This is a genomic window from Pseudorhizobium flavum, from assembly GCF_044142885.1.
Classification (GTDB): domain Bacteria; phylum Pseudomonadota; class Alphaproteobacteria; order Rhizobiales; family Rhizobiaceae; genus Neorhizobium; species Neorhizobium flavum.
This window is the reverse complement of record NZ_JBIOKZ010000006.1, coordinates 244,854-268,986: the sequence shown is the minus strand read 5'-3', so window position 1 is coordinate 268,986 and position 24,133 is coordinate 244,854. Positions and strand designations below refer to the sequence as shown.

The following is a 24,133-nucleotide window of genomic DNA, read 5'->3' as shown; positions in this document are numbered from 1 at the left end:
AATGCCGTATTTCCTTCCGGGGCCTTCGCAAATCGCCCTAAATGACGTATATCGCCACAGACGGGGGTGCCGCAATGGGTCAAGCCACAAAAGAGCCAGCCATCACACCGGCAATGTGTCGCGCCGCTCGAGGCTGGCTCAACTGGACGCAACAGCAGCTTTCGGACCGTTCCTCCATATCTCGCAGCACGATCCGCGATTTTGAAGGTCACCGGCACGGTCTCCACCGCTCAACGGCCGCGCAGTTGAGGCGTACGTTTGAAGACGCCGGGGTGCTATTCACCTCGGTTGAAGGGGTGGGCGCTGGCTTATACGGACCGGCGGCATCATTGGCCGATGAATCGTTAGGCTCGGATGACGCGGCTTTGTTGAAGGGGAAGCGGAGTTAGTATGTGGCTCATCAACGCCGCATACTTGTAAACCTTGTACTATTAATTGTAACAGGCTTTGCCTTGGCCGTGCAGCTTGGTCAAGGGCGAGCCGACACCAGTGCGTGGCGCTCCGGCTGAATACAACGTTAGGAAAAGATGACACTGACATCTGGGCGGAAGCGCGACGTCAGGCTCCTATGGCCGTCGTTCCCGCCCATCACATGTCTTAGGACTCCGACGGCGCACCCATCTCACCCGGAGTCAGGGAACGACGGCGGACAATATTTACCTCGCCCTGAAGGGTCTGCTTTCGGGTGCACCCGAAGCCAGCTCCTATGACTGAGATACACGCGCTAAGCGGAAATTATTTCCGGTACGGGGCCGACATCAGACAGTCCGATGTTGGGTGCCGAAAGGTAAAAGCCGACATCGCCGATGTGCTCAGAGTTCGACCCTTAGCCAACAAATGATTGCGTGTTGGGGAGCGTCAGCGTAGTGTCAAGCATGTTGCCGATGGCGCTGGTGAAGTCCGGGATACAGTGGGCGGCGCCGCCTCCTTCGCGACCAGCCACGTCACCAATGACGGAGGTAGGCCAGATTGAGCGACGCAAGCGCTTACGATGTGATGAACTGCTCGTGAGTTCGCTTAGTAGCGGCTCGCAATCTTGCTCAACGGACGAGGTAGACTGAAAAAGTGTTCACTGGTTGCCCGCTATGCGTTCCCTCGCCGCGGCCACTGCCGTCTATTTAACTACCGCCTGCAATGACTGCGTGATCGACTTGGCCGTTTCCCGGATCATCCTGGCATAGTCCGCGTGCTTGCCTTCGTCGTAGCGATAGAGCGGTATGCTGATGCTTACCCCTGCAACCGGCTCGCCGGATCGATCGTAGACGGCGCTGCCAAAGCAGCGAATATCTCGCTCATTTTCCTCATGATCATAGGAATACCCCCGATCCCGGGTCTTCCTGACCTCATCAAGGAAGAGATTTGGGTCGGTGAAGGTGAACTCGGTGAACGGGCGCAGTTCAAGCCCCGCGATGATCTTCAGGGCCCGCTCCTCTGGAAGTGCGGCAAGATAGGCCTTGCCGACCGAGGTTGAGTGAAATTCAACGCGCGCGCCAATCCTGGTCATCATGCGTACCGCGTTTGGACTTTCCAGCTTGTCGATATACGCCATACCATTACCGCTTGGCACCGCAAGGTGAACGGTCTCCTTGGTGGCATCGCGAAGCGCCTCGATAAAGGGGCGTGCCGCGGTGCGGATATCGGAAGCTTCCCAGCTCTTCGATGCAAGTTGAATGAGCCGGTAGCCCAGCGTGTAGGTGCCGTCACGGTTCTGCATTACCAGCCCTTCAGCGGCGAGGCCCGCAACGATCCGGTAGGTCGTTGCGCGGGGAAACCGAGCGGTGGCGGTGAGCCGCGCGATGTCGAACTTCCCCGGGTTGTCGGCAATTACCTGCAGCACAGTCATGAATTTCGAGAAGGAGGCTGCACCTTGCACGGTGGGGCCAAACGCCTCTCCTGTAGATACAGCTGTGTGCTTGTTCATGGTGTCGATCGCCGGACAAATTGTTTCAAACGCTAGCGTCATGATGCGCGGCTAAGGTCACTTTCGCAAGCACACCGGCGCCACCAATGATGGTGACGGCAGATCGGGTGGGTCAGCGGGAATGCACTTCCAGATAACGCAGGACCAGCTTTGCGATTGACAAAGGCGTCCGGCTCAGCAACCATGAAGTGGACAGAACGTCCATATTGTGGACAGGCAGGACTTGCTTTGAGGAGGCGGTCTATGCCGGATTGACACTGGGAGGTGGCAATGACTGCGATCGATCGGATCAGTTCGCGCGTGATGCGGCCTGAGAACCTCCGTCACCTTTTCCCATCCTGTTTTGGCCCGATTGCCGCAGCCATATCCGCGCCGCGGCCTTGGGCACCAGCATTCTCCCGGGAGCAGACATGAACATCATCCAATACCTGACAACGATCCATTTTGGCGCAGGTGCAGTTTCTTCTCTCAGTCAAACTTTGGAGGAACTGGGCATCACCAGACCCTTCGTCATCAGCGACCACGGCGTAAAGGCTGCAGGGCTGCTGGGTAGTGATGCAATGCAGGTGCTTTCATCGGCTCCGGCTTTCCTGGATGTCCCGACCAATCCCACCGAATCTGCAGTCAAGGAAGCACTGGTGGCGTATCGGCAGCACGGCTGCAATGGCGTGGTAGCAATAGGCGGCGGCTCCCCCATCGATCTGGCCAAGGGCGTTGCGCTCCTTGCGACACACGAGGGGGAATTGGAGCAGTATGCAGCCATTCTTGGTGGCATACCGAAAATCACCAGTTCAGTTGCCCCCTTGGTGGCGGTGCCCACCACGGCCGGGACAGGGTCGGAAGTCGGCCGAGCAGCGCTCATCACCTTGGACGATGGCCGCAAGCTTGGCTTCATCAGCCCGTTCTTGATTCCCCGACGCGCGATCTGCGACCCCGAGCTGACGCTGGGGCTTCCCCCTGCTCTCACCGCTGCGACGGGCTTGGATGCCTTGTCTCACTGTATCGAAACCTATCTGTCGCCGCGCTACAATCCGCCGGCGGAGGCAATCGCTGTGGATGGCTTCGCGCGCATCTGGGAGGCCCTACCAAAGGCCTACGCCAATGGAGCTAACTTGTCCGCCCGCACAGAGGTGATGATGGGAGCGCTGCAGGGCGGTTTGACCTTCCAGAAGGGGCTGGGCGCCGTTCACGCTCTCAGCCACGCATTGGGTGGATTGAAGGAACTCAAGCTCCACCATGGCACCCTGAATGCCATATTGATGCCACCGGTTCTGCGTGCCAACGCCTCGCATGCCGCCACGGCTGCCAAGATCAGTCGACTGGAAGCGGCTGCGGGAATCGAAGGCACTACACTTGCAGATGCACTCGACGAATTGAACCGCAAGCTCGGCGTGCCCCGAAAATTGTCCACCCTTGGCGTCACTCGCGACGTCTTTGCCTGGACATGCGAACGCGCGCTCGCCGACCACAGCCATCAAACCAATCCGCGCAACCTCACGAGTGAAGAGTATGCGGAAATACTTGAGAGCGTCATGTGATGGAGGCCGCGCAGTCTATAGACGGACAACGAGGAAGGCCCGTTGCACTGGTCACCGGTGCAAGCCACGGCATTGGAGCTGCAACTGCAAGACTGCTGGCAGCCGAGGGCTTCGATGTCTGCGTGAATTTCCTGAGTGACGCAGATGCCGCCGCCAAAGTGGTGGCAGATTGCGAGGCTGCGGGTGCTCGAGCGGTAGCGGTGCGTGGTAATGTCGGCGATCGCGAGGACGTCAGACAGTTGTTTGCGACATGTGACGAAACACTGGGCCGCGTTTCCTGCCTGGTGAACAATGCCGGCATCATCGGGCGAGCTTGCCGTCTGGAGGAGCTTCGACCTGAAGAACTCGAGAAAACATTCGCAGTCAATACCTACGGCGTCGTCTATTGCACGCAGGAGGCTGCGCAACGAATGTCGACACGGCATGGAGGCAAGGGGGGGACAATCGTCAACATGTCCTCCATTGCGGCAGCTCTCGGCAGCCCGAATGAGTACATCCACTACGCGGCTTCGAAGGGTGCGGTCGAAACGTTAACGGCGGGAACAGGAAAGGAACTGGCGCCGGAGGGCATTCGCGTGAATGCCATTCGCGTCGGGACGACCAACACTCGGATCCATCTCGAAGGTGGGAATCCTGAGCGCCCGGCAAAAATTGCGGCACTGACGCCGATGGGGCGCATCGCCGAACCAGAAGACATTGCTCGAGCCGCATTGTGGCTTGCATCACCCGGATCCGGTTTCATCACCGGTACCGTCATTACGGTGGCAGGAGGACTATGACGATGGCAATAGGCGCTAAGCTGCCAAAAAGCTTCGAGGAGGAACGACGATATTGATGACATCGCTGACCTGAACGACACCATCACTTGCGAAACCTTGGGAGGAACAACATGAAATTCGCAAAAGGTATCATTGCAGCTCTCATGCTGTCGGCAACAGCAATGCCCGCATGGGCAGAATATCCCGATCGCCCGATCACTCTGCTGGTCGCCTGGGGTGCCGGCGGCGGTACAGACGCCGTCGCACGCGTAGTCGCCGTGGGGCTTGAAAGGGAACTCGGACAGTCCGTCAACGTGGTGAATCGCACCGGTGGTTCCGGCGTCGTCGGTCACTCGGCCATGGCAGACGCCGAGCCCGACGGATATACACTTGGCCTGGCGACCACGGAGGTCAACCTGATGCACTGGCTCGGGCTGACGGAGCTGGACTACAAGGTCTACACGCCCCTCGCCCTGATGAACCAGGACCCAGCCGGCGTGCAGGTATCCGCGGATTCTGAATATCAGAACCTGGGCGAACTGCTGGAGGCAATCAAGACGTCGCAACCCGGCACCTTCCGCGCTACCGGCAGTGGCCAGGGATCAAGCTGGCACGTGGCGATCGCCGGCCTGCTCAACTCCGAGGGCATTGACGCCTCCACCGTCACCTGGGTGCCAAGCGATGGTGCCGCGAGCGGCCTACAGGAACTCCTTTCAGGGGGAACCGAGATCGTACCCTCGTCACTGGTCGAAGCCCGTGCTCTCATTGAGGCAGGTCGAGTGAAGTCGCTTGCCTACATGAGCAAGGAACGCTCCAAACTCTTCCCTGATGTGCCGACCCTGAAGGAGGAGACGGGTTCCGACTGGGAATTTGGCGCCTGGCGTGGGATCGTGGCACCGAAGGGCTTGCCGGACGACATTCGCGACAAGCTGATTGCTGCCTTGGAGAAGGTCTACAATAGCGAGGAATACAACCAGTTCCTGAGCGCACAGGGTTTTGGGGCGAACTTCCTACCCGGTGAGGAATTCGGTAACTTCATGGCGACCAATGACGTGAACTTCGGTGAAACGATGAAGGCGATCGGGTTGGCCAAGTAGCCGCGAGGAGCGATCAAGCAGGCCTGATTACTTCCGGGCCTGCCTGACCATCATCAATCAGGTGCTTTCATGCGATTCAGCGATACCACGCTTGGTGCAATCTTCCTTCTCGCAGGCATTTCACTTGCCTGGTATTCCTTCAATCTGCCCGCGATCCCGGGTCAAAACTACGGTGCAGCCACGTTCCCGCTCCTTATTGCGATGGGGCTTATCGGCTGCTCTGCCCGGCTGCTGTACACCGGCATCAGTCAAGGAAATCAGCCCTTGATGTCCCTCTCGGACGAGGTGAGGAACCCACGCAGGCTCGCCGGCGTCGTAGCAACGCTGCTTCTCGTTCTCTTCTACATTCTCTTCGTGCAGATCCTGGGATTCATCCCGACCGCGATCATCATAACGCTTTCCATGTTCCTCATCTTGAAGGTACGCCCTGCCAAGGCAGTCATTCTAGCGATCCTTGCCGCCTTTGCTTGCGACTTCATCTTCAGGACGATGCTGCTCGTTCCCCTGCCGTTCGGGATAGTCCCGCGGCTTCCCTGGTAGGAGATAGAGATGGATGTCATCCTTCAGGCGGTCGGGCTGGTGGCAAATGGCAATGTCATCCTTACAATCATCGCCGCATCGATCTTCGGGCTCTTTGTTGGCGCCGTGCCAGGCCTTACCGCCACAATGGCCACAGCTCTGCTCGTTCCCCTCACCTTCTTCATGGAACCGGTAGCCGCCGTTGGCGCCATCGTCGCTTGTTCGGCCATGGCGATCTTCGCAGGCGATATTCCGGGAGCATTGCTCCGCATACCGGGCACACCCGCCTCTGCGGCCTATGTCGAAGACACTTATAGGCTTACCCAAAAGGGACAGGCGGAACTTGGTCTCGGGGCTTGCGTGCTCTTTTCGGCACTCGGCGGCCTTTTCGGCACCATCGTCCTCATCTTCGCGGCACCGTCACTGGCCGAATTCGCCGTCAAGTTCTCTTCTCCCGAATACTTCTGGATCGCGCTCCTCGGCTTGACCTGCGCCGTCTTCATGGGAGCTTCCAATCCGGCCAAGGGTCTTCTCAGCCTATTCATTGGCCTCACCATCGCGTCCGTCGGCTTGAACAATCCCGCCGGTGTTCCGCGGCTCACCTTTGGCTCGACCGAAATGATGGCGGGCATCGACTTCATTCCAGTCATGATCGGCATCTTTGCCATTTCCGAGGTCTTGCGGACGGTCTTGAGCGGGGGCGAGAGCTGGCAACAAGCGCCAGCGGCTGTCGGGAACATCTTCCGCGACTGGGGCGGCATGCTGAAGACTTATTGGAGACAGCTTCTCCGGGGCAACATCACAGGAACTGCGGTCGGCATTCTCCCCGGCGCCGGGTCGGATGTCGCGGCTTATGTCAGCTATGCGATCAGCCGCCGGTTTTCCAAGACGCCGGAGAAATACGGAACGGGTCATGTCGAGGGTGTTGTTGAAGCGGGAGCGGCCAACAATGCCTCCCTTTCGAGCGCATGGGTGCCCGCACTGGTCTTTGGGATTCCCGGAGACACGATGACTGCGATCGTGATCGGCGTGCTCTACGTGAAGGGGATGAACCCCGGGCCAACCCTGTTCATCTTCAATCCGCAGACGATCTATGCGGTCTTCCTTATCTTCATTCTCGCCAACCTGATCATGATTCCGCTGGGCTGGGCGCTGATCAAATTTTCCAAGAATATCCTCCGGGTCTCCAAAGCGGTTCTCATGCCGTTGATCCTGATCTTTTGCATCGTGGGCGCATTTGCTTCCAACAACGCGGTCTACGGGGTCACGATCATGCTCGTCTTTGGCGTTGTCGGTTATCTGATGGAGGAGAACGGGTTTCCGATAGCGCCGTGCGTGCTCGGCATCGTCATCGGCCCCATCCTGGAAAAGAACCTGATCACCACCCTGATCAAGTCGCAGGGCAATCTGTTGGACTTTATCAACCGCCCGATCGCCTTCGGCATCTTTGCGATATTCTGCCTGGTATGGGTGTCGATCATCATCTCGTGGATCAAGGCGCCTCGGCGGAACGACGAAGCGGTTAGCGAGGAATCCGATTGACGAGTTCATGCCTGCTGGGACACCTGGACCCGTGCAGGCGCCAAGAAACCTCTTCGGTAAAGACGAAAGGTGATTCACATATGTACAGCTACATGAAGGGCTCGACCCATGAGCTTGCGTCACTGGAGATCGCCATTAAGGCCATCCCGGATGACCCGCGCGTGTGGGTTCCGCAGGCTCCTAATGTCTACTTCCGTCCGATGTTCCTGAACACTCTCGGCGGCCAGTGGTGCAATCTGCTGAAGGTCACCCGCTCCGGCATCCTGTCCCGGCACGTTCATCCGGCTCCGGTGTTCGGGATGGTGATGAAGGGCAAATGGCACTACTTCGAACATGACTGGGTTGCCGAAGAGGGTTCCTTTGTCTTCGAACCGCCGGGTGAGATACACACCTTGAATGTCCCTGAAGACTGCGAGGAGATGATCACCTTCTTCAACATTTCCGGTTGCATGGTCTACCTGGACAAGGACGACAGGCAGATAGGCTACGAGGACGTCTTCACCAAGATCGACATGTGCCGTGCCCACTATGACAAGATCGGCCTGGGAGCGGATTATGTCGACCAATTCATCCGCTAGCTCCGCGGAGTGGGCTCGAGGCTGGCTCGAGGGACGTCGCGTTTTAGTCACTGGCGGGACCGGCGGCATTGGCGGCGCGATTGCCCGATGTTTCATGGAAGCCGGGGCAACAGTCCATGCAACAGGCGCAACAGAACAAGATTGTGAAACGGCTCAAGCTGCCGATCCTTCCGGCTCAATTGTCTACAGCGTGCTGGATGTTCGCTCGAATGATGCAGTCACACGTTTTATCGGTGGGCTCGATGATGTCCATGTTGTCGTCAACTGCGCGGGCGTCATACGCCGTGGCGAAGAGCGGAATCCTGAGGTCTTCGATACGGTGGTCGACATCAACCTCAATGGCACGATGCGCGTGTGCGAAGCGTCTTTGGAGAAGCTTGCAGCCAATGGGGGCTCCATCATCAACATCGCCTCAATGCTGAGCTTCTTCGGCGGCGGTCTGGTACCGGGCTATTCTGCCTCCAAGGGTGGCATTGCTCAACTCACCAAATCGTTAGCCATTGCTTATGCTCCCAAGGGCGTTCGTGTAAATGCCATCGCGCCAGGATGGATCGCAACGCCACTTACCCAGGCGCTACAGGATGATGCGGCTCGAGCGGGCCCGATACTGGCGCGTACGCCGATGGGGCGTTGGGGCAGCCCGGAAGACATACAGGGTTTGGCACTCTTCCTTTCGAGCCCCCAGGCCGCTTTCATGACAGGGACTATAATCCCAGTCGACGGGGGCTATTCTATCTCTTAGGAGCTTAGGGTCGAAACCCATTGATCATGTTGATTTGCTGCGGCAAATCAGATTCAAGATTCCCAATCAATGGATTGGAGGCTTTAAGTCGCTTGTTTTGGCTGTCGGACGAGCAATGGGCGGTCATTGAGCCCCTGTTGCCGAGGAACAAGGGTGGGGCTCGCCGGGTCGATGATCGTCGAGTGATCTCAGGCATCATCCACGTTCTCAAGGTCGGCTGCCGGTGGTGCGATTGCCCGGGCGACTATGGCCCTTCGACCACGGTCTACAACCGCTTCAATCGTTGGTCTCGCAAACGGTTCTGGACTGAATTGGTCGAGGCGCTCGCGACGTCTGGCGCGGTCACCAAAAGCACCTCCATCGACAGCACCTACGTCAAGGCGCACCGCTCGGCCATGGCGGCAAAGGGGGGCGAAAAATCAGGCTATCGGACCTTCGCGCGGCGGGCAAACCACCAAAATCCACGTCCTCACCGACGTGATCGGTCGCCCTTTCGCATTCATGCTGACCGGTGGCAATGCGGCAGACAGCCCGGTCGCGCCACACCTGCTGGCTGGTCTGAAGGGTGCGCGATATCTCCTTGCGGACAAGGGATATGACGCCAACAGTCTGCGAAAGCGACTGCGCCAGTCCGCAATCGTCCCCGTGATACCTGGCCGTTCAAATCGCACAAGGCCGATCCGATACGACGCCGAACGCTACAAGAGCCGCCACCTCATCGAGAACGCCTTCTGCCGACTGAAAGACTTCCGACGCGTCGCAACGCGTTACGACAAGCTTGCCAGAAACTTCCTCTCCGCAGTCGCCTTGGCCACCCTCGTCGCGTTCTAGCTATGATTGAGTCTGAACCCTAGCGCACCCGGTTGGCGTGCAATGTCGGCTTTCGCGCAGTTATGTCGACAGTCTCAACGACAGAAATGAAGGCGCAAAGCGGAAATGATTTCCGCTGTCGGCGGATATCGTTGAAAAACTCGTAGGGTTGGCTGCTCATCCGCCCATTTCTGCCTTTAGGCAGATCCAGCATGTCCCTCTGCCCAGAGCCTCAGCGTAGGGTGGTAGCCGATGCCGCTCTCAGGCGGCATTGACGCTGTGTGATGGCCTGAGTTTGGCCAGCCTTTTTAGGTTTTGGGCAGTTGCGGAAAGCAGGATTTGTCTCGCGCACCACACGGCCTCGAGCCTTAGCCGGGCCATGCGCATGATGCGCTTGAGGTGAGCAAAGAGCATCTCGACCTTCTTTCGGCGATGCCATGACTGCAGGTATTCCGGTGTCGCGGCTATCGCTCGGGCGACATCACGGGCATCTGCGTTGAGATCGCGCGGCACCTCGCGCATCGGTGTGTTAGGGCAGCAGCGAGGCTTCAGTTCGCAGCGATCACAGTCCCTCTTGCTGGCGCGGTAAAGCCGCGTCCCTTCGATCTCCTTTTGTTAGGGACGAACAATTCTTGTCGATGAAGGCGAGAGGCAGCATCTGCAACCTCCCGCCTCGACGCGCCTAGTGCGCTGCCCTGCCACTACCGCCAACAGGCCTGATCATCCAAGGCTTCACAGCAGGTTCCTTGGCAAGGATACCCTTCTTCTTGGCAAAAGAACGTATCGCATCGCGTGCTGCCCGAAGAGGTTTCAGACCATCATGGGCCATATAGCAGGTCTTCAAGACCGCCTCATGAATGAGGTCGCGCTCCCGTTCTGGCCAATCCTCCAGGTAATCAATCGCCTCCTCCACGGCCGTAATCTCGCGGACGAGGTTCTTTTGTTCCTTCAGATACACCGGACGATCAAAGAGCTTCGAGATCATTTCCACCTCACTGATTCTGTTTGTGATCAACAAGGAAGGCGCTGTGGCCAACGCCGATTATCGATGTGGTTTGCCGCGTCCTTCCGTTCAAGTCGGAACACCACTCAGGTCACTAAATCTGATAGGAAAACCGTATATGTCGTAGGGCGCGAACGTAGGCGCTTACTGCACATAAAAGCAGGTGGGCGTACCTGTTGCCCCTTACCTGAACGGGATTACGCGGCGGCGAAAAATTTCATCCGAGGTTCTTGAACCGGCATTTCTCGCCAACCAGATTCATTGCATCGGCAGCCTTAGTAGGGGCCGATAGGCCGGAGACGCAGGTTTTCGGTGGCGTCTCCAATCCATGTTGCTTTACGGAGGATATGGTAATGAGAACGGAACTTGATTTCGCACCCCTCTACCGGTCCAGCATTGGCTTCGACCGTGTGTTCAACCTTCTCAATAACGCGCAGCGCCTGCAGGCAGTTGACCTCTGGCCACCCTACGACATCGTCAAAGTTGGCGATGACGACTATGCGATCACCATGGCAGTCGCAGGTTTCAGCCAGAGCGATCTCGACGTCACCCAGGAGCGCAACGTCCTGATCATCAAAGGGACGAAAGCAGAGAAGAAGGAAGGGGAGTACCTACATCGGGGCATTGGCGGACAGTCGTTCGAGCGTCGCTTCGAACTGGCTGACCATGTTCACGTCGAGACGGCGTCGCTCTCCGACGGTCTCCTGCGAATTGTCCTGAAGCAGGAAGTCCCGGAGGCGATGAAGCCCCGGCGGATCGAGATAGGCAATGGGACCGCGGCCCCGCCGCTACAGATTGAATCTGACAAGCAGGTAGCCTGAACTCATTGAACTTCCTAGATACAGGAAGACCACGAAAAGAGGGCCCGCGTAGGGCGGGCCCGCCAACAGGACTCCATCTGGTCTAAGTAAGGCAGCCGCGGTCAGCGGCCGCCTCTATCGTTCACGTCTCTATGAGACAACCCTGTTTTCTCAGAGCGGCATCGACCCAAGTCCGATCGTTCGTTCCTGCGCGGATGTTCTCCATCTGCTTCGTCTCCGCCTCATGCTTTTTGCTGGCAGCGTTGAAAACGTTCTCGACATCGTTGATGGACACGCTCAAAAGACCATCTGCATCACCACAAATCAGGTCTCCAGGGTTGATCACCATCCCGCTGATTGAGATCGGAACGTTCACCTCGCCAGGTCCATCTTTGTAGGGGCCTCGATGGGTGACTCCGCAGGCAAAGACTGGGAACGAGCCGGCGCTCAACTCAGCACTGTCGCGGATCGCTCCATAGATGACAATGCCGCCTAAGCCGCGCTGGGCAGCGTGTGCTACCATAAGCTCGCCAATGATCGCATTAGTGAGATCACCTCCTGCATCGACGACGACGATATCGCCGGGTTCCGCTACGTCGAGGGCCTTGTGGACCATCAGGTTGTCTCCGGGACGAGACTTAACAGTCACAGCCGGACCAACCATCGTGCCGCCGGTATAGTAGGGGCGTAGGGCGGCCCCAGCCGCTGTCATCCGGCTCATGACATCACTAACATTCGCCACAGGCAGCTTCCGAAATGCCTCTACCCAATGCGCATCGACGCTACGCTCACGGCGGCAGACTCGAAATCCGATCATTCTATTCCTCCTTTTTGAGCCAGCGCCAATTCAAGCGGCAGCTACGAGTTCCTTGTTCGCCAGCGCGCGGCTGTCATAGCCTCGCCCTTCGAGCACGCCGACAATATGCTCAACACTCTGAACCGCCATGTTGCGGAGAGCCGAGCGACTTGCGCCGCCGATATGCGGTGTGGCGATGACGTTAGGCAGCGACCAAAGCGGGTTGTCGTTGTCCGGCGGTTCTGTTTCAAAGCTGTCGAGGGCCGCGCCCGCTATCAACTGTGAACGCAATGCAGCAACCAGAGCTCCCTCGTCGACAACAGCGCCACGGGCGGTATTTACGAGGAATGCAGTTGGCTTCATCAGTGCGAGGCGCTCCGCGTTAATGAGATGGTGCGTCTGTGGGATCAAGGGGCAGTGAAGACTAACGACGTCGGCGGCTTTCAATATAGCTTCGAGATTGCGGCTGACCGCAATATCAGGTGTATCACCAGCGAAGGGGTCATAGGCCGCCACCTCCATACCGATGCCTTTTGCAAGAGCGGCAGCACGTTGCCCAATCTCGCCGAACCCGATCACCCCGAACACTGCGCCAGCCAAATCGCGGCCAACATATTTCGTCTTCGGCCAGGCTCCACCCTTGACCGCCGTGTCGAGCGGAACGACGTCCTTCATTAGCGCGACCGTGAGGCTGATAGCTAGTTCCGCAACCGATTGTGCGTCGGCCGCCAGCGCACGCAGTACCGGCACGCCACGTCCAGTGGCAGCAGAAAGGTCGATGTTGTCCACGCCGCTGCCGTGCTTAGCAATCACTCTCAGACGGGGAGAGGCTTCGATCACCGAACGGTTGATCTGACCCTGGCGCACCAGGATTGCATCTACCTCCTTGTCATGCGCGAGAGCGGCAAGATCATCGGAGGTTGAATAGGCCGGCGCGTAGATGGTTTCGATCCTATGCGCGGCCAGTCGATCCCTTGCCTCTTCAACCAGCTCCGCGCCTGTGACCATGACCCGCCTTGGCCGCATCGCACCGGATTCGGCTCCTGCGCTCATCTACTCCTCCTTCGACTCCAACGACTACTAACGTGCCCAGGAATGGGCCGTTGACGAAACTCATTTATCGCGTATTGTACTAAATGAAAAGGTGTTGTACTTAGTACAACGTACAGCATCTTTCGGAGGAGTCAATGCCTGGAAATTCAGCCGGCGTCGCCGCGGTAGAGCGCGCCGCATCATTGCTTGAGGCTTTCACCGACCGCGATTTCTCTCTGTCGCTGGGCGAGCTCTCGCGTCGCGTGGAATTAGACAAGTCCACCGTGCTTCGGATTGCTCGTTCCCTTGCGAAGCACAGTCTGCTCATTCGCAATGACGACGGAAGTTGGAGACTGGGACCGAAGCTGATGAAGCTCGGTAACATCTACCAATCAACCTTCAGAGCAGCGGATATCATCGAGCCGCTCCTGGCTCAGTTGGTGGATCAGACGGGGGAAAGCGCGGCCGTTTATGTGCGCGAAGGACAAGAACGGCTCTGCCTGTTCCGCCACGATTCCCATCAATCAATTCGTCATTCGGCACGTGTTGGCGACCTGATGCCACTCGAGCTCGGTGCACCAGGGCGCGTCATCCTCGCGTTCACAGGCAAGACAGGAACTGTCTACGACGAAATCCGTCAGAAAGGGTTCTACGCGACGTTCGGTGAACGAGACCCTCAGGTGGCAAGCCTCGCGGTACCTATCTTCCGCGATGGCACGAACCTCTTTGGGTCGCTTGCCCTGACTGGCCCGCCAGCGCGCTTCACTGAAGAAGCGATCAACAGAAATCTCGAAAATCTTCAAATGGCTGCCCGCCGACTTTCGGCAGCCATGGGAGGAGAACCCGGATAATTAAGCGGGACCGGGCCCGGCCCACGGCCGGCGCAGGCCGCGCAGGCCTTCCTCAGACAGAGCCCAGCCAGGCGAATGGTCGGCGATGCGCCGGCGGGTTCGTAAAACGTCGCGGGCGATGGTGAGTTCGTGGGTTGGGGTGCGGATGTCGCGGAGAGCGTCGTGGAGGACGAGGTCTTCGAGGTGGGCGAGTTCGCCGTCGATCCACAGCGAGGCGCAGGCGTCGGTGAAGTTCTGGCGTTCAAGGAAGCCGGCGCCGACGGGGGAGCGGGCGATGCGTTCGTCGAGACGGGCGAGAGCGCTGCTGGCGTCGGCGACGGGTCTCAGCAAGTTTGAGATGGGCAGTTTGGCGAGATCGTAAAGCATTGATTTTATGGTAAACGATTTGCTAAGCGAAAGCCATCGCGCCTCTACAGTTCCTCACATGACATAAAGAAGCCCCCGGTGGTTCACCGGTGATAAGTAATGCTTATCGTCATCTATTGCTTGCCGACTTTTTACAATGACGAGGACTTTTGCCTCAGCGAATCCCACCTATACTTTAGGCTCGCTGCCCCTTGCTATCCGCAACGACCTAGCATCTGTGTAATACTTGACGACTAACGTCGCTCGAAAGAACCTGAGCCTAGGTCGAACGCAGGAGCGACACCCGTAACGTTAATCGAGCATTTTGCGGAAAGACTGCGTATCCCCCATTAGCGCCATCGGCCCGGTAAGGGACTTCCTCCACTTGCATTCGGATCACGTTCCACATTCGGTTTGGCCGCCTCAGACCCAACCTTCAATAACCTCTTGCATATGTGACAGTCTCTGTGATAGTCGAGTCGCTAGCAGTTCGGACTTCATCGTGCAGATTCAGGGGGTTACGGATGTAACATCTCCTGATGAGCGAGTCCTCTTCTGGGCACCATTTCCCACTAAATAACTGATCCCATTCAGTTTGGTCACGTCACGCGTGGCCCTGCCACTACGCTGAATCTCAGCCCTCAGCACCGATCGCCTGGAACAGCAGGGTTTCCCCGATCCCAACCCTTGGATCGGGGCAGTTCGTCCCGCGGCACTTCTCAGAGCACGGGTCAACTCGGCCAGTAAAAGACTACCGCGACAGTTCCTCAGGCTGGCCGCGGGAGAGTCCAACCTTCAGCTGACTTCCTGCTTCGGCGCGACCTTTTCGGAAAAATTCTCGAAGAACTGGCCTGCCAGCTTCTGCGCCGTACTCGCAATGAGGCGGCTGCCGAGCATGGCGAGCTTGCCGCCGACATCGGCCTTGGCCGCATAGCGCAGGATGGTCGAGTCACCGTCCGCCTCCAGTTCGACATCCGCGCCGCCCTTGGCGAAGCCGGCGACGCCGCCGCTTCCCTCGCCGGAGAGGGAAAAACGATCCGGTGCCCCGGCGGTATCGAGCGTCACCTTTCCGCCGAAGGTCGCCTTCACGGGACCGACCTTCAACGTCACCTTCGCCTCAAGCTCGTTGTCGGACACCTTTTCAAGTTCCTGGCAGCCCGGGATCGAAGCCTTCAGCACCTCGGGATCGTTGAGCGCGGCATAGACCTCGTGCTTCGGCGCCTCGATGCGGATTTCGTCTTTCAGTTCCATCTTGTCTCCACCCTTACATGCAACAAAACCGACGATGCAGAAGCAGAGAGAGATCAGATGTCTCCTCCTGCCGCTGTTCTTCGGCCGGCATAGTCGAGAACATCTTCTCGCGAAGACGATCTCCTGCCCTCCTCAACAGGCCCGGTCTGGCTGCAGCATCAGCCGGACCAGCCTCCGGAGCATCGTCCTTTTCCGGCCCCGCGCCAAGCCGTTCTTTTTCGGCCGGGCCTTCGCGCATCACCCGCCGCTGGCTGCGCCGCCGCACCTCCACTAGTTCGGCGACGAGCGAGAGCGCAATTTCCTCCGGCGTCACCGCGCCGATGTCCAGGCCCGCGGGCGCCTTCACGCGCTCCAGATCCTCCTCAACCACCCCGGTCGAGCGCAGCTCCTCCTTGAGCGAAGCGGCTTTGGCGCGGCTGCCAACGAAAGCGACATGGGCGGCGGGAGAACCGAGTGCCGCGCGTAACGCCGCCTCGTCGCCCCGCCCCTGAGTCGCCACCACCAGATAGCGCTCGCCCGGCGCATCGGTCGGCAGAAGATAGCCCTCGATCCGATCGTCGACCTCGGCGAAGGCCGGCTGATCGGGCGCCGGCGCGCAGGCGACGGTATGGAAACCGAAGCGGCGGGCAAGATCGGCGAGCGCGATGCCGACCGGGCTTGCGCCCAGCACGTAGAGATGCGGGACCGGCAGCACCGGCTCGATGAACACGTCCATGGTTCCCTTGGACGGGCACATGTTGCGGGCAAAGCGGATGCCGTCTCGGACTTCGCCCGGCGCCACGCCGAGTTCGGACAGCAGGTCCTCCGGCTGGACGGAGATGAGGCGCGGCTCGCCATCGGCGATCGCGTCCCTTGCCGCCCGCAGCACCGCGCCGCGCGCGCAGCCGCCGCCGATCCAGCCCTCGGCAATCGTGCCGTCCTCGACGATCACGGCCTTGGCACCGGCCTTCGCCGCCGTCGCCGCGACGGTGCGCACGACCGTCGCCATGACGAAGGGCGTTCCGGCGCGTTTCAGCGCCTGTGCGATCTCGTCGATTTTCGGTTTCCTCATCATGCGAGCCTCCTCCGCTCACACCTTTCGAAGATGCGGTTCAAGCGCCGCAAGCGCATCAAGCGTATTGGCCGCGGCGAAGAGATCGAGATGCGGCAGCGCCGCCGCCATGCCGCGCGCCACCGGCTCGTAACCCCCCCAGCCCTTCAGCGGATTGAGCCAGACGATCTTGCAGCCCCGCCGCCTCAGCCGGGCGAGTTCGGTGCCTATCTGATCCGCGGGATCCGTGTCGTAGCCGTCGGAGAGGATCACCACTACGGTTCTTCCCGTCACCATGCCGCGCGCATATTGATCGTTGAATTGCTTCAGGTTGGCGCCGATCCTCGTGCCGCCGCCAAAGCCGTTGGCCATCAGCGACAGCCGCTCCACCGCCCTCAAGGTATCATTGTCGCGCAGCGCGTCGGATATCCGCACGAGCCGCGTGTGCAGGAGGAAGGCGTCGGTGCGGCTGTCGACGCTGACGAGCCCCTGCAGAAAGGCGAGGAAGATGCGCGCATAGACGCTCATGGAGCCCGACACGTCGCAGATCGCGACGATGTTCACCGGCCGGTCCGGCCGGCGCCGGCGCAGGAGTTCGACGGGATCGCCGCCATGGGCGACCGAACGGCGGGCGATGCGGCGGAGATCCAGCATGGCGCCGCGGCGCGCGGCCATGCGCCGCCGCGAGCGCCGGTCGCGCAGCGCACGGGCAATCTGCCGGGCGACGGCCTCGGCTTTGGCCAGTTCGTCCGGCGTGACGAGACCGCGAAGGTCGGCACGGCGCACGGCCTCGATGCGCGAGGCGAGCAGGCGTCCGGTCCCGCCGGCCTCGCTTTCACCTTCGCCGTCGCTGTCCGGGACGTCCGCCACGCCGCCGCTGGCGCGGCTTTCGATCATCTCGCGGATATTGGAGGTCTGGCGCGGCGGCCGGCGCTCGAATTGGCGTTCCCGCCCCGGCCGCTCGCGCCGCCTGCCATCGGCAAGCCAATAGGCGTCGAAGAGTTCGTCAAAGGCGCGAAAGCCATCCGCGCCACGGGCGCAGACCGATTTCAGCGCAAGCCGCACCTCGTCGCGGTCCGTCGCATCGATGGCATGAAGCGCGGCAAGGGCCATCTCGCCCTCCGGCATGCCGGCATTGAGCCCGTTCAGCCGCAGATGGGCCATGAAGCCCGCCATGCGTTCGGGGACCGTCTGGCGTTCGGGAAAGCGGGTCGCGCGCATCAGGCCGCCTTTCCGACAAGCCGCTGCTGCACCTCGATCGGCACGGCGGCGCGGTCAGCCTGGGTTTTCAGCAGGCAGACGAGCGTCGCCTGAAGTTCGACGGGATCGTCGGCGAGGTCGTTGATGCCGAGGCCGGCGATCGCCGCCGCCCAGTCCAGCATCTCAGCGACGCCCGGCTTCTTCTCCAGATCCTCCTTGCGAAGCGCCTGAACGACGCCGACGATCTGCTCGCAAAGCCGCGCCTCCAGGCCCGGCTGGCGGGCGGCGAGGATCGAAAGCTCGGTCACCCGGTCGGGGTAATCGACATAGGAATAGAGGCAGCGGCGGCGCAGGGCGTCCGACAGGTCGCGCGTGCCGTTCGAGGTCAGGATCACATGGGGCCGCGTCTTCGCGGTGATGGTGCCGAGTTCGGGGATCGTCACCTGGAAATCCGAAAGGAGTTCCAGCAGATAGGCCTCGAATTCCTCGTCGGCGCGATCGACCTCGTCGAGAAGCAGCACCGGCGCCTTGTCCTGACGGATCGCTTCCAGAAGCGGCCGCGCGAGCAGGTATTTCTCGGAGAATATCCGATCCTCGATGTCGTCGGCGGCACCACCACCGCTTTCAGTCGCGGCCCGGATCGAAAGGAGCTGGCGCTGGTAGTTCCATTCGTAGATGGCGGCAGCCGCGTCGAGGCCCTCGTAGCATTGCAGGCGGATGAGGCGGGTGTCGAACAGTTCGGCCAGGGTCTTGGCGAGCTGTGTCTTGCCGACGCCCGCCGCTCCTTCGAGCAGCAGTGGTTTGCCGATTGTCACGGCAAGATGCAGCGCCATGGCGAGGTCGTTCGAGGCGACATAGCCATGCTCCGCAAGGTCCTGCTTCAACGTCTTCCAGGTCATCGCATCCATCCGGCAAGAAGCGGGCCGGCCGCGTACCGGCCCGCTTTCCGCATCCTCAGCCGTGCAGGCCGAGTTCGTGCGCCGTCTTCCAGATCCGCCAGTGATCGTGGGGCATGTGCGTCTGTGTCAGCCCGAAGGCACGGAACGCGTCATGCACGGCGTTGGAAAAGGCAGGCACCGAACCAACGTTCGGGCTTTCGCCCACGCCCTTGGCGCCGATCGGGTGATGCGGCGAAGGGGTGACGGTGAAGTCGGTCGTGTAGTGCGGCGTCTCCCAGGCCGTCGGCAGGAAGAAGTCCATCAGGGTTCCGGTCTTCACGTTGCCCATGTCGTCGTAGGCAATCTCCTGGCCCATGGCGATGGCATAACCCTCGGTCGCGCCGCCATGGATCTGGCCCTCGATGATCATCGGGTTGATGCGTGTGCCGCAATCATCGAGCGCGTAGAACTGCCGGATCTCGTGCTCACCGGTGTCAACGTCGATTTCCATGACGCAGATATAGGCGCCGAAGGGATAGGTCATGTTCGGCGGGTCGTAGTAGCTCACCGCCTCCAGGCCAGGCTCGAGACCCGGGATCGCTTGGTTGTAGGCGGCGAAGGCGATCTCCTTCATGGTCTTGAAGCGCTCGGGCGCGCCCTTGACCGCGAAGCGGTCGACATCCCATTCGACGTCGTCGTCATGGACCTCCAGCAGATAGGCGGCGATCATCTGCGCCTTGGCGCGGATCTTGCGGCCCGCCATGGCGGTCGCCGCCCCGGCGACCGGCGTTGAGCGCGAGCCGTAGGTGCCGAGACCATAGGGCGCCGTGTCCGTGTCGCCCTCCTCCACCGTGATGTCGTCGGCGGGTATGCCGATCTCGGAGGCGAGGATCTGGGCGAAGGTGGTGGCATGGCCCTGCCCCTGGCTGATCGTGCCGAGACGCGCGATCGCCGATCCGGTCGGATGGATGCGGATCTCGCAGGAGTCGAACATGCCGAGCCCCAGGATGTCGCAGTTCTTGACCGGGCCCGCACCGACGATTTCGGTGAAGTGGGTGAGGCCGATACCGAGCAGCTTGCGCGTCCTGCCGGCCTTGAAATCCTCGATCCGCTGGACCTGCTCCCTGCGCAGCCCGTCGTAGTCGACAGCTTTCAACGCCTTATCCCAGGCGGTGTGGTAGTCGCCGGAGTCATATTCCCAGCCCAGCGCCGAGTGATAGGGGAACTGGTCCTTGCGGATGAAGTTCTTGCGCCTGAGTTCGGCCGCATCCATGCCGAGCTTGATCGCCAGAACCTCGATCATCCGCTCGATGAAATAGGCCGCCTCCGTCACCCGGAACGAACAGCGATAGGCGACGCCGCCCGGCGCCTTGTTGGTGTAGACCCCGTCCACCGCCAGATGCGCGACCGGGATGTCGTAGGAGCCGGTGCAGATGTTGAAGAATCCGGCCGGGAACTTGGTCGGGTCGGCGCAGGCGTCGAAGGCGCCGTGATCGGCCGTGACGTGGCATGACAGGCCCGTGATCTTGCCGTCTCTGGTCGCCGAAATCCTCCCCTTCATCCAGTAGTCGCGGGCAAAGGCGGTGGCCATCAGGTTCTCCATCCGGTCCTCGACCCATTTTACCGGAACCCCGGTGACGATGGAGGCGACGATCGCACAGATATAGCCCGGATATACGCCGACCTTGTTGCCGAAGCCGCCGCCGATATCGGGCGAGATGACGCGGATATTGTGTTCCGCGATACCGGAGATGAGGGAGGCAACCGTCCGCACCGCGTGCGGCGCCTGGAAGGTGCCCCAGACCGTCAGCTTGCCGTTGACCTTGTCCATCGACGCGACGCAGCCGCAGGTCTCCAGCGGACAGGGGTGGGTGCGGTGATAGTAGACCATCTCCTCGGCCACCACGTCCGCCGAGCGGAGCACCTTCTCGGTCGCGTCCCTGTCGCCCTGTTCCCAGGTGAAGATGTGGTTGTGGTGCCGGCGCGGCCCGTGCGCGCCCTCGGTCTTGCCCGCGAGATCCTCGCGCAGAACCGGCGCATCCGGAGCCTCGGCCGCTAACGGATCGACGACAACCGGAAGCTCCTCGTAGTCGACCTCCACCAGTTCGACGGCGTCGGCGGCGATGTAGCGGTTATCGGCCACGACGAAGGCGACTTCCTGCCCCTGGAACAGTACCTTGCCGTCGGCCAGCACCATCTGGACGTCGCCGGCGAGCGTCGGCATCCAGTGCAGGTTGAGCGGCGCGAGATCAGCTGCAGTCAGCACCGCGATCACACCGGGAAGCGCCTTGGCCTTGTCCGAGTTGATCGACCTGATACGGGCGTGTGCGTAAGGGCTTCGGACGAAATCGCCGAACAGCATGCCGGGCATCTTCATGTCGTCGACGTAATTGCCCTTGCCCTGGGTGAAGCGGGCGTCCTCGACGCGCTTGCGGGAGGAACCCAAGCCCTTGAGGGCTGCAGCGCGTTCGGTGTTCGGGGGTGTCATCTCGTTCATTGTGCCGCCTCCTTGACCGCATTGAGTTCAGCCGCCGCGGCGAGGATCGCCTTGACGATGTTCTGGTAGCCGGTGCAGCGGCACAGATTTCCGGACATGCCGAAGCGGACCTCCTCTTCGGTCGGATCAGGCTTTTCCTGCAGCAGCCGATAGGCGCGCGTGATCATGCCCGGGGTGCAGAAGCCGCATTGCAGGCCGTGATGCTCCTTGAACATCGTCTGCAGCACGTGCAGGCCGTCCGGGGTTCCAACGCCCTCGATCGTGGTGATGCTGGCGCCGTTCGCTTGGGCAGCGAAGACGGTGCAGGATTTGACCGACCTTCCGTCCATGTCCACGGTGCAGGCGCCGCAATGGGTGGTCTCGCAGCCGATATGGGGACCGGTGATCGAAAGCTCCTCGCGGAGCACGTGGATCAGCAGTTCCCGGGGTTCTGCGAGCAGTTCCACGGCCTTTCCGTTGACCGTCATCTTGATGTGCGTCTTGCTCATGGGAAACTCCTTCAGGCGCGGGACGCGGCGCGTTCGATCGCGCGGCGCAGGACAACGGCGGCTGCGTGGCGCTTGAAGGCCACCGGACCCTTGTTGTCGTCCTGGGGGTTGATGACCTCGAGCATCGCATTGACCGCGTTTTCAACATCGGCGGCGCCCAGTGCAGTGCCGACGAGCGCGTCGCCCGCCGCCTCGCACCAGACGGGCGTGTCGGAAAGATTGGTCATGGCGATCGATGCGGCGGAACAGGCGCCGCCGGATTTTGCGATCACCACCGCGGCCGCGGCCGTGGCATAGTCGCCGGTCTTGCGCTTCTGCTTCACATAGGCGTGGCCGCCGGCCGGCGCCTCGAAACTGACCGCGGTGAGAATTTCTTCGTCCGTGCGAGCGGTGAAATAGGCAGCCTCATAGAAGTCACGCGCCTTCACCGTGCGAGCCCCATCTGGACCTTGCAGGTGGTAGCTCGCGTCGAGACACTGCATCAGGGCCGGCATGTCGTTGCCGGGATCGCCGTTGGCGACGTTGCCGCCGAGCGTGCCGACATAGCGCACCTGCGGATCGGCGATCTGCAGCGCGGCCTCGCGAAGGATCGGAGCGACATTCGCGAGCGCTGTACTTTCGATCAGTTCGTGCTGCGTCGTCATGGCACCAATGGTGACGCTGCGTCCGTCGATCCGGATGCCCTTCAGGGTGCCGATCTTCTGCAGGTCGACCAGATGCGCGATGTCGGTCATGCGCATCTTCATCATCGGGATAAGGCTGTGGCCGCCGGCGAGCACGCGGGCGCTGTCGCCGAAGTCGGCGATGAGTTTCACCGCCGCCTCGACGGACTCCGGGCGGTGGTATTCAAAGGGTGCCGGTATCATCGATTTCCTCCCAGAAACGAAGCGAGCCGGCAGGCACGCCTCTAATGGAAGGATGAAGGGGACATCTGCCGCCGCAACGTCGAAGACCCTGGCGGCGAACGGTTCTGCACGAAATGCGAAATAGCTGCACGAAACGCGCAAAAAGGCCGATTGAGCTCGCTAGATGCTCAAGGCGCTGCGAACGCGCGGCACGAAGGCGCGGCTGACGGGTGCGGACTTGAGGGAGGCCACTCCCTCGAACAGACATCGACCGTTGTCCTTTGCGCGCTCGAAGGCCGCCACCTGCTCGATATTGACGAGGTAGCTCCTGTGGGTACGCAGGAACTGCTGCGGGTCGAGCCGCTTCTCGATCACGGATATCGAGAGGGGACAGAAGAGCTTTTCATCGGAGGTGTAGATGATGGAATAATGCCCCTCCGCCCGAATGGCCGCGACCTTCGACGGTTCAACGAAATAAATGCGCTTGTCGCGCTCGTAGGGCAGGCGACCATGCTCCGGCAGTTGCGCCTCGTTCGTTTCGGGCTGCGGCTTGGGCGTGTTCGTCACCGGAGCGGAGGCGGAAACGGAAGGCGATGCCTCGGACGTGCCTACCAGCACGAAGTTGGTCGCCGTTAGCAGGAACGTCCCGCAGATCACGAAGGCCGACAGCATGACCAGCAGTGCCAGAATGCCATTGTCGATCAGCGGCGCAACGTCGCCTGATCCTTCGCCCACACGGAAACCGGTCCAGCCGACGGCGACGAAGTGCACGAGGACGACCGACAGCCCGAAGATGATGGCGCCCAGGAAGATATGGCCGGTCGAGCGGCGAACATAGGAAATCCGCAGCGCCACAATCCCCATAGCCGTCGCGCCCAGGACGGCCAGCACGACGCCCGGCAGCTCGAAGGTCGGCAAGCAGCCGCGAATGCCGGACATGCCGACATAGTGCATGACGACGATACCATTTCCGAGAATCGTCCCGGCGACCGCCGTATGGATCCAGGTGCGCCCGACATAGTGCATGATCAGGATGGCAATGCCGCACATCAGGATGGCGATCAGCGCCGAGCCAAGGGTGCTGATCGCATCATAGCTGATGGGGACGGGCAGGCTCATCGCCAGCATCGCGACGAAGTGCATGGACCAGATGCCGCCGCCGAGCGCCATCGATGCCATGACGATCATGAACTTCCGCCGCACATCCGGCAGAGCGTTGATGCCCCTCGTAAGCGTCAGGCCCGTAAAGGAAGCCATGATCGATACCGCGATCGAGGCAAACACCAGGACCAGATCGTAATTGGGTGCCAGCATTCGCGAAAAGCCTATTCCGGAGCCGATTGCCTTCGAAGACTAGCAAGCTTTGTTCGATGCGTCATCCGGTACGAAGGCTGGCATCAGAAGGGGGAATGCAACCGCATAAAGGGCAGTGCGTAGCGGCGACACCGTTTGCTTGCCGCGAACGACAATTGCGACGAGGCCTGTGCCTCTGTGCCAGCCGTGTCCTCGACGGACGGCAGACGGTAGAAAATCCGCTCAGGGCATGGACAAACATGACGAGAATGTTCAGGTTAAATTGGGACGGTCGTTTCAGGTCTACCCAATGGCCTGA

22 protein-coding genes and 4 pseudogenes are annotated in these 24,133 nt (G+C 60.6%); 12 read left to right on the top strand and 14 right to left on the bottom strand.

What is annotated here, in order from left to right; translation table 11 throughout:
- Positions 1-74: 74 nt before the first annotated feature.
- The gene (locus ACEPP2_RS13985; protein WP_235864252.1) at positions 75-389 is read left to right on the top strand and encodes a helix-turn-helix domain-containing protein; all 315 of its coding nucleotides are present in this window, start codon (positions 75-77) and stop codon (positions 387-389) included.
- 725 nt (positions 390-1,114) lie between these two features.
- On the opposite strand, the gene ACEPP2_RS13980 is transcribed toward ACEPP2_RS13985, so the two are convergent.
- Positions 1,115-1,963, bottom strand: a complete 849-nt coding sequence (locus ACEPP2_RS13980; RefSeq protein ID WP_281978397.1) for an IclR family transcriptional regulator — start codon at positions 1,961-1,963, stop codon at positions 1,115-1,117.
- Positions 1,964-2,331: 368 nt separating this feature from the next.
- On the opposite strand from ACEPP2_RS13980, the gene ACEPP2_RS13975 reads away from it, so the two are divergent.
- The 8 genes from ACEPP2_RS13975 to ACEPP2_RS13940 all read left to right on the top strand — a co-directional run bounded on the left by ACEPP2_RS13975 (position 2,332) and on the right by ACEPP2_RS13940 (position 9,526).
- Positions 2,332-3,459: an iron-containing alcohol dehydrogenase gene (locus ACEPP2_RS13975; RefSeq protein WP_281978398.1), complete on the top strand. Its 1,128-nt coding sequence runs from the start codon at positions 2,332-2,334 to the stop codon at positions 3,457-3,459.
- Positions 3,459-4,238, top strand: a complete 780-nt coding sequence (locus ACEPP2_RS13970; RefSeq protein WP_281978517.1) for an SDR family oxidoreductase — start codon at positions 3,459-3,461, stop codon at positions 4,236-4,238. The genes ACEPP2_RS13975 and ACEPP2_RS13970 overlap by 1 nt, the downstream gene beginning before the upstream one ends.
- A 110-nt stretch (positions 4,239-4,348) precedes the next feature.
- Positions 4,349-5,314: a tripartite tricarboxylate transporter substrate binding protein gene (locus tag ACEPP2_RS13965; protein WP_281978399.1), complete on the top strand. Its 966-nt coding sequence runs from the start codon at positions 4,349-4,351 to the stop codon at positions 5,312-5,314.
- Between the two features lie 69 nt (positions 5,315-5,383).
- Complete coding sequence (locus tag ACEPP2_RS13960; protein ID WP_281978400.1) at positions 5,384-5,854, top strand: tripartite tricarboxylate transporter TctB family protein; 471 nt, start codon at positions 5,384-5,386, stop codon at positions 5,852-5,854.
- Between the two features lie 9 nt (positions 5,855-5,863).
- Complete coding sequence (locus ACEPP2_RS13955) at positions 5,864-7,375, top strand: tripartite tricarboxylate transporter permease (RefSeq protein WP_395516946.1); 1,512 nt, start codon at positions 5,864-5,866, stop codon at positions 7,373-7,375.
- A gap of 80 nt (positions 7,376-7,455) precedes the next feature.
- Complete coding sequence (locus ACEPP2_RS13950; RefSeq protein ID WP_235864253.1) at positions 7,456-7,953, top strand: 2,4'-dihydroxyacetophenone dioxygenase family protein; 498 nt, start codon at positions 7,456-7,458, stop codon at positions 7,951-7,953.
- Positions 7,931-8,695, top strand: a complete 765-nt coding sequence (locus ACEPP2_RS13945) for an SDR family NAD(P)-dependent oxidoreductase (protein WP_395516945.1) — start codon at positions 7,931-7,933, stop codon at positions 8,693-8,695. Before ACEPP2_RS13950 ends, ACEPP2_RS13945 begins: the two co-directional genes overlap by 23 nt.
- A gap of 26 nt (positions 8,696-8,721) precedes the next feature.
- Positions 8,722-9,526 (top strand): IS5 family transposase gene (locus ACEPP2_RS13940; protein ID WP_395516959.1). Its coding sequence is split into 2 segments (ribosomal slippage): positions 8,722-9,150 and positions 9,152-9,526, totalling 804 coding nucleotides; the frame shifts between segments, so codons are not numbered across the junction.
- Positions 9,527-9,766: 240 nt separating this feature from the next.
- Here the strand turns inward: ACEPP2_RS13940 and ACEPP2_RS13935 are convergent.
- Both ACEPP2_RS13935 and ACEPP2_RS13930 read right to left on the bottom strand, forming a co-directional pair.
- Positions 9,767-10,108: pseudogene (locus tag ACEPP2_RS13935) on the bottom strand (transposase); the annotation flags it as partial.
- 79 nt (positions 10,109-10,187) lie between these two features.
- Entirely contained in the window at positions 10,188-10,490 is a 303-nt protein-coding gene (locus ACEPP2_RS13930) for a DUF982 domain-containing protein (protein WP_395516944.1), read from the bottom strand.
- A 371-nt stretch (positions 10,491-10,861) separates the two neighbouring features.
- On the opposite strand from ACEPP2_RS13930, the gene ACEPP2_RS13925 reads away from it, so the two are divergent.
- Positions 10,862-11,329 (top strand): Hsp20 family protein, encoded by a 468-nt coding sequence (locus ACEPP2_RS13925; RefSeq protein ID WP_395516943.1) that lies wholly within the window; start codon positions 10,862-10,864, stop codon positions 11,327-11,329.
- A gap of 121 nt (positions 11,330-11,450) precedes the next feature.
- Here ACEPP2_RS13925 and ACEPP2_RS13920 read toward each other — a convergent pair whose 3' ends face one another.
- Positions 11,451-12,125 (bottom strand): RraA family protein, encoded by a 675-nt coding sequence (locus tag ACEPP2_RS13920; RefSeq protein ID WP_395516942.1) that lies wholly within the window; start codon positions 12,123-12,125, stop codon positions 11,451-11,453.
- Positions 12,126-12,155: 30 nt separating this feature from the next.
- Positions 12,156-13,157 (bottom strand): hydroxyacid dehydrogenase, encoded by a 1,002-nt coding sequence (locus ACEPP2_RS13915; protein WP_395516941.1) that lies wholly within the window; start codon positions 13,155-13,157, stop codon positions 12,156-12,158.
- Positions 13,158-13,291: 134 nt separating this feature from the next.
- Here ACEPP2_RS13915 and ACEPP2_RS13910 point away from each other — a divergent pair.
- Together ACEPP2_RS13910 and ACEPP2_RS13905 are read left to right on the top strand one after the other, a co-directional pair.
- A pseudogene (locus ACEPP2_RS13910) lies at positions 13,292-13,450 on the top strand (helix-turn-helix domain-containing protein); the annotation flags it as partial.
- A gap of 54 nt (positions 13,451-13,504) precedes the next feature.
- Positions 13,505-13,987 carry an IclR family transcriptional regulator gene (locus ACEPP2_RS13905; RefSeq protein WP_395516957.1) on the top strand — a complete coding sequence of 161 codons (483 nt, stop codon included), beginning with the start codon at positions 13,505-13,507 and terminating at the stop codon, positions 13,985-13,987.
- A gap of 27 nt (positions 13,988-14,014) precedes the next feature.
- On the opposite strand, the pseudogene ACEPP2_RS13900 reads toward ACEPP2_RS13905, so the two are convergent.
- From ACEPP2_RS13900 to ACEPP2_RS13860, 9 genes and pseudogenes are all read right to left on the bottom strand, one after another.
- Positions 14,015-14,353, bottom strand: a pseudogene (locus tag ACEPP2_RS13900) (RHE_PE00001 family protein); the annotation flags it as partial.
- A gap of 774 nt (positions 14,354-15,127) precedes the next feature.
- Positions 15,128-15,583: an SRPBCC family protein gene (locus tag ACEPP2_RS13895; protein ID WP_281977693.1), complete on the bottom strand. Its 456-nt coding sequence runs from the start codon at positions 15,581-15,583 to the stop codon at positions 15,128-15,130.
- Between the two features lie 244 nt (positions 15,584-15,827).
- A pseudogene (locus ACEPP2_RS13890) lies at positions 15,828-16,637 on the bottom strand (XdhC family protein); the annotation flags it as partial.
- 15 nt (positions 16,638-16,652) lie between these two features.
- Entirely contained in the window at positions 16,653-17,834 is a 1,182-nt protein-coding gene (locus ACEPP2_RS13885) for a vWA domain-containing protein (protein WP_395516940.1), read from the bottom strand.
- A complete protein-coding gene (locus tag ACEPP2_RS13880; protein WP_449619208.1) occupies positions 17,834-18,721 on the bottom strand; it encodes an AAA family ATPase in 888 nt (295 codons plus the stop codon). Before ACEPP2_RS13880 ends, ACEPP2_RS13885 begins: the two co-directional genes overlap by 1 nt.
- A 46-nt stretch (positions 18,722-18,767) precedes the next feature.
- Complete coding sequence (locus tag ACEPP2_RS13875) at positions 18,768-21,188, bottom strand: aerobic carbon-monoxide dehydrogenase large subunit (RefSeq protein ID WP_395516938.1); 2,421 nt, start codon at positions 21,186-21,188, stop codon at positions 18,768-18,770.
- Positions 21,185-21,676 carry a (2Fe-2S)-binding protein gene (locus tag ACEPP2_RS13870; protein WP_142588954.1) on the bottom strand — a complete coding sequence of 164 codons (492 nt, stop codon included), beginning with the start codon at positions 21,674-21,676 and terminating at the stop codon, positions 21,185-21,187. Before ACEPP2_RS13870 ends, ACEPP2_RS13875 begins: the two co-directional genes overlap by 4 nt.
- An 11-nt stretch (positions 21,677-21,687) precedes the next feature.
- A complete protein-coding gene (locus tag ACEPP2_RS13865) occupies positions 21,688-22,542 on the bottom strand; it encodes an FAD binding domain-containing protein (RefSeq protein WP_142588955.1) in 855 nt (284 codons plus the stop codon).
- 159 nt (positions 22,543-22,701) lie between these two features.
- Positions 22,702-23,835, bottom strand: a complete 1,134-nt coding sequence (locus tag ACEPP2_RS13860; RefSeq protein WP_077548587.1) for an MHYT domain-containing protein — start codon at positions 23,833-23,835, stop codon at positions 22,702-22,704.
- Between the last annotated feature and the right edge of the window lie 298 nt (positions 23,836-24,133).

Bases quoted from the DNA above. Each gene is read 5' to 3' on its own strand.
- ACEPP2_RS13985 (WP_235864252.1), top strand. From the start codon at position 75: ATGGGTCAAGCCACAAAAGAGCCAGCCATCACACCGGCAATGTGTCGC.
- ACEPP2_RS13980 (WP_281978397.1), bottom strand. From the start codon at position 1,963: ATGACGCTAGCGTTTGAAACAATTTGTCCGGCGATCGACACCATGAAC.
- ACEPP2_RS13975 (WP_281978398.1), top strand. From the start codon at position 2,332: ATGAACATCATCCAATACCTGACAACGATCCATTTTGGCGCAGGTGCA.
- ACEPP2_RS13970 (WP_281978517.1), top strand. From the start codon at position 3,459: ATGGAGGCCGCGCAGTCTATAGACGGACAACGAGGAAGGCCCGTTGCA.
- ACEPP2_RS13965 (WP_281978399.1), top strand. From the start codon at position 4,349: ATGAAATTCGCAAAAGGTATCATTGCAGCTCTCATGCTGTCGGCAACA.
- ACEPP2_RS13960 (WP_281978400.1), top strand. From the start codon at position 5,384: ATGCGATTCAGCGATACCACGCTTGGTGCAATCTTCCTTCTCGCAGGC.
- ACEPP2_RS13955 (WP_395516946.1), top strand. From the start codon at position 5,864: ATGGATGTCATCCTTCAGGCGGTCGGGCTGGTGGCAAATGGCAATGTC.
- ACEPP2_RS13950 (WP_235864253.1), top strand. From the start codon at position 7,456: ATGTACAGCTACATGAAGGGCTCGACCCATGAGCTTGCGTCACTGGAG.
- ACEPP2_RS13945 (WP_395516945.1), top strand. From the start codon at position 7,931: ATGTCGACCAATTCATCCGCTAGCTCCGCGGAGTGGGCTCGAGGCTGG.
- ACEPP2_RS13930 (WP_395516944.1), bottom strand. From the start codon at position 10,490: ATGATCTCGAAGCTCTTTGATCGTCCGGTGTATCTGAAGGAACAAAAG.
- ACEPP2_RS13925 (WP_395516943.1), top strand. From the start codon at position 10,862: ATGAGAACGGAACTTGATTTCGCACCCCTCTACCGGTCCAGCATTGGC.
- ACEPP2_RS13920 (WP_395516942.1), bottom strand. From the start codon at position 12,125: ATGATCGGATTTCGAGTCTGCCGCCGTGAGCGTAGCGTCGATGCGCAT.
- ACEPP2_RS13915 (WP_395516941.1), bottom strand. From the start codon at position 13,157: ATGAGCGCAGGAGCCGAATCCGGTGCGATGCGGCCAAGGCGGGTCATG.
- ACEPP2_RS13905 (WP_395516957.1), top strand. From the start codon at position 13,505: ATGAAGCTCGGTAACATCTACCAATCAACCTTCAGAGCAGCGGATATC.
- ACEPP2_RS13895 (WP_281977693.1), bottom strand. From the start codon at position 15,583: ATGGAACTGAAAGACGAAATCCGCATCGAGGCGCCGAAGCACGAGGTC.
- ACEPP2_RS13885 (WP_395516940.1), bottom strand. From the start codon at position 17,834: ATGCGCGCGACCCGCTTTCCCGAACGCCAGACGGTCCCCGAACGCATG.
- ACEPP2_RS13880 (WP_449619208.1), bottom strand. From the start codon at position 18,721: ATGGATGCGATGACCTGGAAGACGTTGAAGCAGGACCTTGCGGAGCAT.
- ACEPP2_RS13875 (WP_395516938.1), bottom strand. From the start codon at position 21,188: ATGAACGAGATGACACCCCCGAACACCGAACGCGCTGCAGCCCTCAAG.
- ACEPP2_RS13870 (WP_142588954.1), bottom strand. From the start codon at position 21,676: ATGAGCAAGACGCACATCAAGATGACGGTCAACGGAAAGGCCGTGGAA.
- ACEPP2_RS13865 (WP_142588955.1), bottom strand. From the start codon at position 22,542: ATGATACCGGCACCCTTTGAATACCACCGCCCGGAGTCCGTCGAGGCG.
- ACEPP2_RS13860 (WP_077548587.1), bottom strand. From the start codon at position 23,835: ATGCTGGCACCCAATTACGATCTGGTCCTGGTGTTTGCCTCGATCGCG.